The organism is Agromyces sp. Marseille-Q5079, assembly GCF_051016555.1.
In the GTDB taxonomy this organism is placed as follows: domain Bacteria; phylum Actinomycetota; class Actinomycetes; order Actinomycetales; family Microbacteriaceae; genus Agromyces.
In genome coordinates this window covers 228056-240481 of sequence record NZ_JBPEJF010000004.1, presented here as the reverse complement: position 1 = coordinate 240481, position 12426 = coordinate 228056, and the positions used below count along the sequence as shown (strand labels likewise).

Sequence of the window (12426 nt, the reverse complement as noted above, 5' to 3'; positions counted from 1 at the left end):
GACATGGTCGATCCTCAACGGCTCCAGGTCTTCCGCGCGGTCGTCCAGGCCGGCTCGATCAACCAGGCCGCCGTGCGGCTCGGCTACACGGCGTCGGCGGTGAGCCAGCAGGTCAGCGCGCTGCAGCGCGAGACCGGCCTGACCCTCGTCGAGCGTCGCGGCCGCGGCATCGTCGCGACCGCCGCCGGCATCGCGGTCGCCGAGCGGGCCACGCGCGTGCTCGACCACCTCGCGGACTTCGACGGCGCCGTCGACGACCTGCGCACGGGCCGCACGGGCACGCTGCGCATCGGCACGTTCATGTCGGCCAACCGGGCGTGGATGCCGCAGGTCGTGGCCGCGCTCGCGCGCGACTTCCCGCAGCTGCGGCTCGAGCTCTCGATGGTCGAGCTGCGCGGCCAGCTCACGGGCGATCCCGACCTCGAGCTCTACGTGGCCGAATCCGTCCGGGGCGATCGCGACCCGACGGCAGCCGCCGGCGCGAGCGACGCGTACGACCTCGAGGAGCTTCGCACCGAGGGCTACGTCGTGGTGCTGCCCACGGGGCATCCGCTCGCCGACCGCGAGTCGATCGCCCTCGCCGAGCTCGCGTCCGAACCCTGGATCGACAACGACCACAGCCGCGGTCCGTGCCGGGAGATCGTCATGTCCGGGTGCGCCGCCGCCGGCTTCGTGCCGCGATTCCGCATCCAGGCGCCCGACTACACGAGCGCCTTCGACTTCGTCGCGCACGGGGTCGGCGTCACGGTGCTCCCCCGCCTCGGCGCGATCGGACTGCCGCCCGGCACCGCGATGGTGCCGATCCGCGACGCCGGCGTGCGCCGTCGCATCATGCTGCGCGTGAAGCGCTCGATGCAGGCGAACCCGGCCGCGCAGCGCGCGAGAGGACTGCTGCTCGCGGCATCCGCGCCCCCGGCCTGAGCCACGTGCCACGAGCTGCGCGGCCGCGCGAGGCACGACCCCGGAAACGACGAGAGGCCGTCCCGAAGGACGGCCTCTCGATCGAGAACCCACAACGTGCGACAACGGCCGATGGTGGAGATGGGGGGAATTGAACCCCCGTCCATCGCTGAGTTTCCACGCCTTCTCCGGGCGCATCCTGTGCAAGCGTTCTCCTCGGCCCCGACCTTTGCCACAGGCACCTAAGTCGACAGGCCCAGCCTGAGTAAAGTCCCGCACGGCGCTCAGGCGACGACGTACAGCGAGTTCCCTAGATGACGCCAGCGACCGGGTCGGGAACACACCCGGGCTGACGGACTATCGAGCTCGCTTAAGCAGCGAGGGCGAAGTCAGACTGCGTCTTATTGGCAGTTATCTTTTTCCAGAGATCGTTTACGAGATAACCCTGGATCCTCGGCCCGCTTCTCGTGGGTACACAGACGATGTCGAAACCGATCATCCCCATGTCGCACCGCCCGGTCGTACCGGTTCGGCGAGCCGTTGTCACACGCTGTTGAGTTTCCAATCCGCGCGATCCTGAGGAACACGCGGCCCTACAGACTACAACAGCGAACGCGCGCTGTCATTCCCGATCCGACGAAGATCCCCTCCCCGCGCACCCGAGCGGATGCCGCCGGTCGCCGCCTCGGTCCGCCCGCCATCGTTCATCCGCCCGTAACCCACGGCGAGCGCCGAACACGTAACGTCCCCACATGAGCACGATGTCCGCGACCGGCAGCCGGAGACCCCGGCGGCTGTTCGGTGCGCGGCAGGGGACGGCCGCGTGAACCGGCGCGTCGATCCGTTCATCGGCACCGAGGTCACCGACCTGCCCTCGCCCACGGGACTCGCCGCCACGTGGTGGTGGCCGAAGCCGCAGGTGGGCAACACGCACCCGGGCGCGACGTATCCCCTCGGCATGGTCTCGGCCTGCGCCTATTCGGGCGCCTACCCCACCGGGTACGGCCGATACGACCTCAGCACCGAGGGCGTGCCCCCGAGCATCCACGACCGGCCCGTGGCATCCGGATTCACGCATTTCCAGCAGTCGGGCACCGGCGCCATCCGCAAGTACTACAACTACTTCCGCGTGACGCCCATGATCGAGCCGCTCGACGAACTCGGCCGGCAGTGGGAGATCGGCGAGGAGGCGGCCGAGCCGGGCTTCTACGCGGCGACGCTGGAGAACGGCATCCGCGCCGAGCTCACCGTCGGTCCCAAGTCGGCGGTGCACCGGTACACGTTCCCCCGGCATCACAGCGCGCGCATCGTCATCGACTTCTCGCTCGGGGGTCTCGGCATCCCCTACGGCGAGACGATCCCGCTACGCGCCAGGCTCGAGTCGATCGGACCCGGCGTGGCGCAGGGCGAGATCGTCGTCGAGGGCACGCCCCTCGCCGTGTACATCGAGTGCGATGCGAGGTCGTGGCGGCAGATGCTCTGGTACGACCGCCGACTCATGCCCGGCGGCACGAGGCTCGCGTTCGACCACATCCGTCCCACCACGCTGCGACCGTTCGGGCTCATGTGGGCGGGGCCCAGCGAACCCGGCGAGTCGGTCGAGGTGCGCATCGGGTTCTCGTTGCGCGGTGTCGAGCAGGCCAAGGCGAACCTGCGCGCCGACTGCGGCGACGGCGCGGCGAGGTTCTCGCCCCGGCGCGACCGCACGCGCAAGGCGTGGCGCCGGCAGCTGAAGGCGATCACGGTCGACGCCCCGAGCGCCGAGCAGGAGACCGTCTTCTCGACCGCGCTCTACCACTCGCTGATCAAGCCGTGCCTCGCACCCGATGAGAGTCCGTTCTGGCCGTCCGACGGTCCGTTCGTCTTCGACCTGTCGACGATGTGGGACATCTACCGCACGCAGCTTCCGCTGATCACCGCACTCATGCCCGAACGCGCGGTCGAGCTCGGGTCCGCCCTGCTCACGATCTGCGAGGAGGAGGGCAACTTCCCGATCGGCTACCGGATGGCGCGAGGCAGCGACCGGTTCTCGCGGCAGGGCAGCGCGCTCGCCCAGACCTTCCTCGCCGATCTCTGCCAGCTCGGACTGCCGGGCATCGACTGGGACTGGGCCCTCGTGAACATGCACACCGACCTCAGGCGCACGTACGGCGAGGACTTCCTGCTCCGCGGGGTCGCGCATCCGATCAGCCACACCCTCGATCTCGCCTACGGCTACTGGTGCACCGCGAAGGTCGCCGAGCGGGTCGGCGACCGAGCGCTCGTCCAGCAGTTCGGCGAGCTGTCGACCAGGTGGCGCAACGCGTTCGACGATGCGACCGGCCTGCTGCACGACTCGACGTTCTACGAGGGCAGCCGGTACAACTACTCGTTCCGCCTGCTGCACGACATGCGCGGGCGCATCGACCTCGCGGGCGGCGACGACCGGTTCAACGACATGCTCGACGCGTTCTTCGGCTACGGCGCCGAGCCGGTGCGGCAGCCCGGCATCCGCCCCGGCATCGAGGAGATCGCCGCCGGCTACGCGCTCGGCCGCTTCGAGGGGCTGAACAACGAGCCCGACATGGAGGCCCCGTGGGCGTACCACTACACGGGCCGCCCCGATCGCACGGCCGAGATCGTGCATGCGGCCGTGCACCAGCAGTTCGGCGTCGGGCGAGGCGGGCTCCCCGGCAACGACGACTCGGGCGGACTCAGCTCCTGGTACGTGTGGGCCTCGCTCGGCCTGTTCCCCGTCGCGGGTCAGAACCTGTTCCTCGTGAACGCGCCGGCCTTCGCCGAGAGCGCGGTGCGCATGGGCGACGGCGAACTCGAGATCGCGACGAGGGGATTCGTGGAGCCCAGGCCGGGCGGACCGGCGCAGTACGTGCAGTCGGCCACGCTCAACGGCGAGCCGCTCGATCGCACCTGGCTCCGCGGCGGCGAGCTGCACCGCGGCGGCCGACTGCTCGTCGAACTCGGGCCCGAACCCGGCGACTGGGGTCGCAGCGCCCGACCGCCCTCGTCGGCGCCCGACGGCTGACGGCTGACGACCGAGAACCGAACCGTACGAACTCGAGGACCGCACGAACCGAGGAGGCATCATGACCAGGACACCGCGAAACCGACTCGTGATCGTCAATCGCGCCGACCCCGTCATCTGCGGGCACTCCGTCGAGGGACGCAACCTCGCCGAAGCCGCCAGGCGGCGGGGCTTCGACGAGGTGCGCATCATCACGTGGCCGATCGAACGACTGGAGGCCACCGGTCTCCCCCTGAAGCCGCTGGACACGATGCTGCCCTACAGCGAGGGGATCGTCGTCGAGCGTCCCGACCCGGTGGGCGACTACAAGGTGCCCGACGGACGATACCTCGCGGGCATCACCGGCCGGCTCATCGAGCTGTTCACCGACGGCGTGCCGACGGTCTGCCTCTCGCTCTACCTCAGCCCGCACACGATCGCCGTCGCCGACGCCGTGCGGGCGGCCTGGAACACCGGGCTCCCGGTCAACGTGACGACCATCGCCGAGGCGGTGGGGTCGGATGTCACGAACGTGGTGCGCTCGTGCGTCGAGGAGGGCAGGTTCGGCGCCGCCGCGCACGTGCTCTCGAGCTACCTCTCGCAGGACCACTGCGTCGCGGTCTCGGAGTACACGCGAGACCTCATCGTGTCCTCGGCCGCCGAGATCGATGCCGTGCACGGCACGCAGTTCGCCGAGCAGTGCCGCGCCCGCATCGCCATCTCGTACCCCGCCATCGACACATCGGCGTACCTCGACCTCGATCCGGCCGTGATCGAGGCGACCCTGGCCGTGCGCGGGCTGCAGCGCGACGGCTACGTGCTCTTCCTGTCGAGGCTGACGAACGCGAAGGGGGTCGACGACCTCATCGCGGGCTACGAGCGTTCCGAGGCCCGGCACGCCCTCGACCTCGTGATCGTCGGACGCGGACCCGAGGAGCGGGCGCTGCGCGAGCTCGCGGCCCGGTCGCCCCTCGCCGACCGCATCCGGTTCTTCGACGACGTCGACGACGCCGAGAAGCCGTACCTGATGGCCGGCTGCGCGGCCTACGTGCTGCCGAGCAAGCCGCGGCCCGAGTTCGTGGAGACGTTCGGCATCGCCCTGGCGGAGCAGATGCTCGCGGGCGGCGGCGCCGTCATCACCACCGACACGGGCGGCATCATCGAAGCGGTCGGCGACCATGCGACCATCGTCCCGGTCGAGGACCCGCAGGCCATCGCCATCGCGATCGACGAGGCGATCGCCAGGCCGCCGGCCGAGCGGGCCGAGCGTGCGGCGGCAGCGCGCGCGTACGCCATGCAGTTCGACCGGGGCATCGTCTTCGAGCGGCTCTTCGACGGTGCAGGGGTGCTTCCGGCGCGCATGCCCGCCTGAGTACCACGGCGGCCCGGCTCTCGGCCGGGCCGCCTAGGCTGGCCCCGGCCGCGCGCGAGCACGGCCGCGGGCCCGGCCGGGCCCGCCGACCAGCGTCGAGAGGGCCAGACATGCCGACCACCATCTCCGTCAGCGGCCGCGCCGAACTCCGCGTGGCGCCCGAACTCGCAGCCGTCACGCTGTCGATCGGCGACTCCGGAGCCGATCGTGAGGGCGTCGCCGAGCGCACCGCCGCCGCGCACACGCGCCTGCTCGACGCGATCCGTGAGCTCGAGGCATCCGGTGTCCTCGAAGCCTGGTCGGCCGACCAGGTGCGCGTGTGGTCCTTCCGGCCGTGGAACGACCAGGGCGCGCAACTCCCCCTCGTGCACCAGTCGAGCGCCGAGGTCGAGGTCGTGTTCCGCGACCTCGTGCGCGTCGGCGAATGGCTCGGCGAGGCCGCCCCGACCGAGGCGCTCACGATCGGCGGCATCGACTGGCGGCTGACCGATCAGACCCTGGCCACGACGCAGGAGGCCGCCCAGCGCGCCGCGGTGACCGACGCCGTCGCCAAGGCCGCGGTCTACGCCTCCGCGCTCGGACTCGGCACCCCGGTCGTGGTCGAGCTCGCCGACCACGGCATGCTGTCGGCGGTGCCCGCGGCGATGCCCGGGGTCATGGCCATGCGCGGCGACAAGGCCAGTGGCGGGCCCACGGAGTTCTCACCGCAGGACCTCGTGATCACGGCCGCCGTCGACGCGCGGTTCTCCGCCGACGCCGCCTGACACGGGCTGCCGCAGGCTCGCGCGTCCGCGGGTCGAGGTTCGCGCGCTGTCGCAGTTCGCGCGCCGCTGGTCATGCCGTCGCGAGACGAGCACGGCGGGCCGCAGGAGCGGGTCAGTCGGCCTGCACGAGCAGCGTCTCGAGCGCCGCGAGATCGGCGAGCGTCAGCCCCGAGGCGAGCAGGTACTCCCTGGTCGACCCGTGTGCGCGCTCGATCGTCTCGATGACGCCTTCGATCGCGTCGCGGGGGCTTCCGCCCATGAGGGTGCGCAGCGCAGGGGTGTCGGGCACGCCGTAGCGGCCGATGAGCTCGATCATCTCCTCGAGCCACTCGCCCGCGAGGTTCGCCTCGGTTCGCGCGTAGTCGTCGATGACGGCCTCCCGGTCGACGCCGACCGCGAGCAGGGCGAGCGCGACGACGACGCCCGTGCGATCCTTGCCGGCCGTGCAGTGCACGACGACGGCTCGATCGCCGGCGCTCGAGATCTCGCGAAGGGCGCTGACGACGACGGATGCGTGCATCGTGACGATGCGGTCATAGAGCGCCTCGAGGGAGATGCCGGCGGCGCCCTGCGAGGCGCCGGAGCCCTCGAAGACGGGCAGTCGCAGCACCTCGAGCCCGAGCCCGTCGATGTCGTCGGGCATGCGCTCGGCCTCCTGCTCGTCACGCAGGTCGATGACGATGCCGATGCCGAGTTGCTTCAGCATCTCGCGGCCCTCGGCGCCGATGCGGTAGAGGCCGTCGGACCGGTAGAGCACGCCGTCGCGCACCGTGCCGGTGCTCGCGCGCAGGCCGCCGACGTCGCGGAAGTTGTAGGTGCCGGGAACCGGAATGCGCGTCGAGGTCTCCATCGGGTCGAGCCTACCTCGCACCCGCGAACCGGCGGCTGGGAGCCCGCCCCGAACTGCCCACGGGACCGGCGAGGCGGGCGAACGTCCGTTCGGTCCTCGCGAGCAACGTCTCGCGCTCGGCCGCGGATCGCTCGGCGACCCGGTCGAAGTTCGTCCACGACAGGTTGCGCACGCCGATCTTGCCGAAGGTCCCCTTGAACATGATCTTGATGACGGGGTTGCCGAACCACCAGCGGTAGGCGGCGTGCGGCGTGGTCATGATCGTGAGCACGCTCACGCCAGTCAGCCGTGTCATGAGGTTCGTGAACGGGTTGCCCTTGGCGGCCGGATCCTCGCTGAAGACGACGCCCTTGGTGAGCACCTTGTCGAGGAACCCCTTGGTCGCGGCCGGCATCGCCTCCCACCAGATCGGGAAGACGAAGACCAGGTGGTCGGCGGCGAGGACCCGTCGCTGGTAGTCGCTCGCGAGCGGATCTGCCGTCGACGTCGACCGCCACGCGAGGAGGTCCTCCCGGCGCATGACCGGGTCGAACCCGTCGGCCACGAGATCCATCACGTCGACCTCGTGGCCGGCGGACTCGAGGCCGCGGATGGCGGCTGCCGCGACGGCGGCGGTGAAGCTGCGCCGATGCGGCTCGTTCTCGCTCGAGGCGAGCGTATAGGGGTGGTCGACGACGAGCGCGACACGCATGTGATCCTCCAAAGGTTTGATATACAACGGTTGCATGCGCAACGGTTGGATGTCAAACGTTTTGCTAGGATCATCCCGTGGACGTCACCGACGCGGAGATCGCGAACTTCTGGTTCCTCGTGCGCAAGAGCGCCGCGCTCATGGATCGAGGCGGAGAGGAGCTCTTCCGCGAGGGCATCGGCATCTCGCTCTCGCAGTTCATGGTGCTGAGCGTCATCGACGCCCGCCCCGGCGCGTTCAACCAGCAGACCGTCGCCGACTATCTCGGTCTCACCAAGGGCACCGTCAGCCGGCAGATCGAGAATGCCGAGGCTGCGGGACTCCTGACCACCTCGGTCTCCCCCGTCTCACGGCGCGAGAAGGTCGCCCGACTCACCGCCGAGGGGACCGAGACTGTGCGCCGCGGCGACGAACTGCTGGCGCAGTCGCAGTTCGCCGCATTCTCGGGGCTCGACGCCGATGACCTGCGTGCCACCATCCGCACCCTCAGCCGCTTCGCCGAAGGCCTGCACGGGACTGCCGTCACCACGTACGACGGCGCGACCGCCGGACCGGCGCTCGAAGACCCGACGACCGGCGCGCGCTAGTCGCCGAGGTTGCGACGGCTCGAGATCGCCCGATCGGCCTCGCGCTTGTCCTGCTTCTCGCGCAACGCCTGGCGCTTGTCGTACTCGCGCTTGCCCTTGGCGACCGCGATCTCGACCTTCGCCCGACCGTCGGCGAAGTAGATCTGCAGCGGCACGAGCGTGTAGCCGCCCTGCGACGTGCGATGGCTGATCTTCACGATCTCGTGCTTGTGCAGCAGGAGCTTGCGCTTGCGCCGCGGCGCGTGGTTGTTCCACGTGCCCTCGGTGTACTCGGGGATGTGCACCGCATCGAGCCACATCTCGCCGCCGTCGATGAACGCATACCCGTCGACGAGCGACGCACGCCCCTCGCGCAGCGACTTCACCTCGGTGCCCGTGAGCACGATGCCCGCCTCGTAGGTGTCCTCGATCGTGTAGTCGTGGCGCGCCTTGCGGTTGGTCGCCACCACCTTCTGACCGCGTTCCCTGGGCACGGCGCACTCCTTCTCATCGGCTGATCGACCACGTGCCGATCTTCGGACGCCCCGGGGCATCCGGAGCAGCCTTTCACTCTAGTGCACGCGGGGCGACCCGCGGCGCCGACGTCAGACGCGGAGGTATCTCGTGATCGCGATGCCCGCGGAGACCGCCGCGAGCAGCACGCCCACCACGATGAGCAGCGGCACCACCAGGAGCGCGTCGCCGATGTCGACGAAGGTGAACGAGAGCCGTTCGGACAGGTAGCCCTGCACGAAGAAGTGCACGATCCCGACGACCGCGCCGCCGGCGAGCAGGGACCCGATGAGGCCCGCGAACACCCCCTCGAGCACGAACGGCGTCTGGATGAACCGGTTGGATGCCCCGACCAGGCGCATGATGCCGAGTTCACGCCTCCGCGAGAACGCCGACAGCCGAATGGTCGTGGCGATCAGCAGCGCGGCGGCCACGAGCATGATGGCGGCCACCGCGATGGCCGTGTAGCTCGCGGCGTTCAGCACGTCGAAGATCTGGTCGAGGTAGCGGCGCTGGTCGACGACCCCCTCCACGCCGGGCAGTCCCGCGAGGGACTCCACGAGCACGTCGGACTGCGACGGGTCGACGAGGTTCACCCAGAACGTCTCGTTCAGCACCTCGGGCGTCACGTAGTCGGCCGCGGGAGTGCCGGCGAACTGCTTCTGGAAGTTCGCGTACGCCTGGTCGTGGTCCTCGAAGTAGTACTCGTCGATGAACGGCGAGAGCGTGTCGGAGGTCAGCTGCGCCTCGATCGCGTCCTTCTGCTCGGGCGTCGCCTCGCCGTCGACGCAGCCGGCCGCCGTCGAGACGGAGGTGCAGAGGTAGACCGCCACCTGGGCGCGGTCGTACCAGTAGTTCTTCATCTGGCCGATCTGCAGTTGCAGCAGTGCGGCGGTGCCGACGAAGGTCAGCGAGATGAACGTCACGAGCACGACGGAGACGACCATCGTGACGTTGCGGCGAAGGCCGTTGCCCGCCTCGGCGAGCACGAGTCCGAACCTCATTTCGTCGGGCCCACTTCCTGGTCGTCGTCGCCTTCGCGGGGTCCGCCCGGCGCACGCAGCCCCAGTCGTTCGGCGAGGGTGAGGTGCGCTTTCACGTCGGTCGCGGCATCCGTCGGCGCATCGGCCTTCGCCGCCTCGTCGGCGGCGGTCTCCGCGTCGTCGGCGCCCTCGGCGCCCGAACCCCGCGGGATCTCGATCGACGCCGTCGCGGCGGCGGTGATCTCGGCGGCGGCATCCGTCACCTCGTCGGATGCCTCGGGCTCGACGTAGAGCGGCTGGCTGTGCGCCATCATCTCGGGCGTGACCTTCGGCGCGGCCGCCGTGATCGTCTCGCCGCGCTTCGGCTTCTGCTTCGCCTTGGACTCGCGCTTCGCCTTCGCGGATGCGGCGGCCGTCGCGGTCGCGGCGGCGGCCACGTCGCCACCGTCGGACTGCACGACGTCGGACTGTTCGGCACTGGCTTCGGCCGCGGCCTCGACGTCCTCGTCAGCCGGCAGGGAACCGGTGACCGTCCCGTATCCCGCGGCGCGCTCGTCGCGCACGACGTCGCCCGCGGAGAGCTCGATGACGCGCTTGCGCATCTCGTCGACGATGCCGGCCTCGTGGGTCGCCATGACGACGGTCGTGCCGCCGGCGTTGATGCGCTCGAGCAGCGTCATGATGCCGGCGCTCGTGACGGGGTCGAGGTTTCCGGTGGGCTCGTCGGCGAGCAGGATCTGCGGCTTGTTCACGATGGCGCGCGCGATCGCGACGCGCTGCTGCTCACCGCCCGACAGCTCGTGCGGCATGCGCTTGGCCTTGCCGTCGAGCCCGACGAGCTTGAGCGTCTCGGGCACGGCGGAGTGGATGTATCCGCGGGACTTGCCGATCACGCGCAGCGTGAACGCCACGTTCTCGTAGACCGTCTTGTCGTTCAGGAGGCGGAAGTCCTGGAACACGACGCCGAGGTCGCGGCGGAAGTAGGGCACCTTGCGACTGGAGATCTGGCCGAGGTTCTGCCCGAGCACGTGGATCGTGCCCTTCGAGGGCTTCTCCTCCTTGAGGATCAGTCGGAGGAAGCTGGACTTCCCGGAGCCCGAGGCCCCGACGAGGAACACGAACTCGCCGCGGAGGATTTCCACGCCGATGTCGTTCAGCGCGGGCTTCGCCTGCCCGGGGTAGGTCTTGGTGACGGAGTCGAAGCGGATCATCGCGTTCGAGCCTAAGCAGGCCGAACGCAAATGCGGGCAGCGACACCGGGAATCGGCGTCGCCGCCCGCGGATCGGGACGCGCGGCTCGCGAGATCAGAGTCCGAGGAACCCGACGACCAGGTAGAGCACGAGCGACAGGGCGGCGGCGATGCCCGCATAGGGCAGGATCGCCGTCATCAGGTTGAGCGGCTTGATGCCGGTCGAGCGCGAGGCGAGGATGATCCCGTCGCCATAGAGGCAGGTCGTCGACCCGAGCGCCGCGCCCGAGAACACGGCCGCTCCGGCGATGATCGGGTTCACGTCCATGGCGAAGGCGAGCGGGATCACGATCGGCGTGATGACCGCCGCGAGGTCCCAGAACGAGCCGGTGGCGTAGGCGTAGACGCCGCAGACGAGGAAGACCATCGCGGGCAGCAGCGCGCCGTTCATGACGGGCTGGGTCGCGTCGATCACCCAGTCGGCCAGGTGCAGGTCGATGTTCATGTGCTGCACCATGAAGGCCAGTGCGGTGAGCACGATGACGAACAGCATGCTGCCGACGCCGTCGAAGGCAGCCTCGAACACGGCCTTGACCTTCAGGCGCCGCTGCACGGTGTACATCACGATCGCGACGATGAGCGCGGCCACCGTGCCCTTCAGCACGTCGACCTCGGTGAAGATCGTCACGGCGATCATGACGGCGATGGGCACGAGGAAGTTCCACGGGCGCGGCTTGGCGTACTCGGGCTCACGCGTCGCCACGGCCGTCGCCGCGGGCGCCGTCTCGGGAGCGGATGCCACGGCTCGCGCTCCCCCGTCGCCGGATGCCGCGAACTCGCCGACCTCGGCGTGCAGGGGCAGGCCGCCCTCGGCCTCGCGCTCCTCGGCGGTCGTGCCGACGGGGAACACGTCGCCCGTGGCATCCGCTCGCGCGATGTCCTTCTTCAGGGCGCCGAGCCGCGGGAACCAGCCGAACGCGACGAGCGCGGCGATGGCGATCGCGATCCAGCCGAAGAAGATGAACGGGATGGCCTGGAGGTAGGCGCCGAAGCCGGAGCCGTTCGCCGTGACGCCCTGCGCCTCGAGGAGGCCGGCGAAGAAGAGCGCCCACGTCGAGAACGGCACGATGACCGCGATCGGCGCCGCCGTCAGCTTCATGATCGTGCCGAGCTCCGTGCGGGGCACCTTGTAGCGGTCGGTCACGGCCTTCATCGAGGTGCCGACGGTGAGCACGTTGAGGTAGTCGTCGACGAAGAGCACGATGCTGAGCAGGAAGCTCAGGATCGTCGACTTGCGCCGCGAGTTCACGAAGCGCTCGGCCCAGGCAGCGAACTCGCTCACCGCGCCCGAGCGCTCGAAGAGCGTGATCAGGATGCCGAAGAGCACGACGACGAGCATGAGCCACTGCAGGGTCTCGTCGGCCATGGCGGTGCCGAAGTACCCGATCCAGGAGTCGAAGAACTCCCAGCCGCCAAGGAGCACGGCGCCGACGAGCGTGCCGCAGAGCATGGCGAAGAGCGTGCGCCGCGTGAACACGGCCACGACGAGGATGGTGACGACGGGAAGGAGCGCGAGCGCGCCGACGTCTTGCATGG

Annotated in this window: 11 protein-coding genes and 1 other RNA gene; 5 read left to right on the top strand and 7 right to left on the bottom strand. The window is 69.9% G+C overall.

The window, feature by feature from the left end:
- Window positions 1–3: 3 nt before the first annotated feature.
- Window positions 4–921: a LysR family transcriptional regulator gene (locus ACR3IO_RS11755; protein ID WP_434071391.1), complete on the top strand. Its 918-nt coding sequence runs from the start codon at window positions 4–6 to the stop codon at window positions 919–921.
- Between the two features lie 112 nt (window positions 922–1033).
- Here the strand turns inward: ACR3IO_RS11755 and ssrA are convergent.
- Window positions 1034–1403, bottom strand: a transfer-messenger RNA (tmRNA) gene (gene ssrA / locus ACR3IO_RS11750).
- A 320-nt stretch (window positions 1404–1723) separates the two neighbouring features.
- Here ssrA and ACR3IO_RS11745 point away from each other — a divergent pair.
- The 3 genes from ACR3IO_RS11745 (at window position 1724) to ACR3IO_RS11735 (ending at window position 6037) form a co-directional block, all read left to right on the top strand.
- A complete protein-coding gene (locus tag ACR3IO_RS11745; RefSeq protein ID WP_434071390.1) occupies window positions 1724–3922 on the top strand; it encodes a glycoside hydrolase domain-containing protein in 2199 nt (732 codons plus the stop codon).
- A gap of 61 nt (window positions 3923–3983) precedes the next feature.
- Entirely contained in the window at window positions 3984–5273 is a 1290-nt protein-coding gene (locus tag ACR3IO_RS11740) for a glycosyltransferase (protein ID WP_434071389.1), read from the top strand.
- Between the two features lie 110 nt (window positions 5274–5383).
- Complete coding sequence (locus ACR3IO_RS11735; protein ID WP_434071388.1) at window positions 5384–6037, top strand: SIMPL domain-containing protein; 654 nt, start codon at window positions 5384–5386, stop codon at window positions 6035–6037.
- Between the two features lie 112 nt (window positions 6038–6149).
- On the opposite strand, the gene ACR3IO_RS11730 is transcribed toward ACR3IO_RS11735, so the two are convergent.
- Together ACR3IO_RS11730 and ACR3IO_RS11725 are read right to left on the bottom strand one after the other, a co-directional pair.
- Complete coding sequence (locus tag ACR3IO_RS11730; RefSeq protein ID WP_434071387.1) at window positions 6150–6887, bottom strand: tyrosine-protein phosphatase; 738 nt, start codon at window positions 6885–6887, stop codon at window positions 6150–6152.
- Between the two features lie 10 nt (window positions 6888–6897).
- Window positions 6898–7578, bottom strand: a complete 681-nt coding sequence (locus tag ACR3IO_RS11725) for an NAD(P)H-dependent oxidoreductase (protein ID WP_434071386.1) — start codon at window positions 7576–7578, stop codon at window positions 6898–6900.
- A gap of 77 nt (window positions 7579–7655) precedes the next feature.
- On the opposite strand from ACR3IO_RS11725, the gene ACR3IO_RS11720 reads away from it, so the two are divergent.
- The gene (locus tag ACR3IO_RS11720; protein ID WP_434071385.1) at window positions 7656–8165 is read left to right on the top strand and encodes a MarR family winged helix-turn-helix transcriptional regulator; all 510 of its coding nucleotides are present in this window, start codon (window positions 7656–7658) and stop codon (window positions 8163–8165) included.
- On the opposite strand, the gene smpB is transcribed toward ACR3IO_RS11720, so the two are convergent.
- The 4 genes from smpB to ACR3IO_RS11700 all read right to left on the bottom strand — a co-directional run bounded on the left by smpB (window position 8162) and on the right by ACR3IO_RS11700 (window position 12424).
- Window positions 8162–8638 carry an SsrA-binding protein SmpB gene (gene smpB, locus ACR3IO_RS11715; RefSeq protein WP_434071384.1) on the bottom strand — a complete coding sequence of 159 codons (477 nt, stop codon included), beginning with the start codon at window positions 8636–8638 and terminating at the stop codon, window positions 8162–8164. The two genes, ACR3IO_RS11720 and smpB, sit on opposite strands and share 4 nt — an antisense overlap.
- A gap of 111 nt (window positions 8639–8749) precedes the next feature.
- Window positions 8750–9661, bottom strand: coding sequence for a permease-like cell division protein FtsX (gene ftsX / locus ACR3IO_RS11710; protein WP_434071383.1), 912 nt, complete (start codon window positions 9659–9661; stop codon window positions 8750–8752).
- Window positions 9658–10851, bottom strand: a complete 1194-nt coding sequence (gene ftsE / locus ACR3IO_RS11705) for a cell division ATP-binding protein FtsE (protein ID WP_434071382.1) — start codon at window positions 10849–10851, stop codon at window positions 9658–9660. Before ftsE ends, ftsX begins: the two co-directional genes overlap by 4 nt.
- 94 nt (window positions 10852–10945) lie before the next feature.
- Window positions 10946–12424: a Na+/H+ antiporter NhaC family protein gene (locus ACR3IO_RS11700; RefSeq protein ID WP_434071381.1), complete on the bottom strand. Its 1479-nt coding sequence runs from the start codon at window positions 12422–12424 to the stop codon at window positions 10946–10948.
- Window positions 12425–12426: the final 2 nt, after the last annotated feature.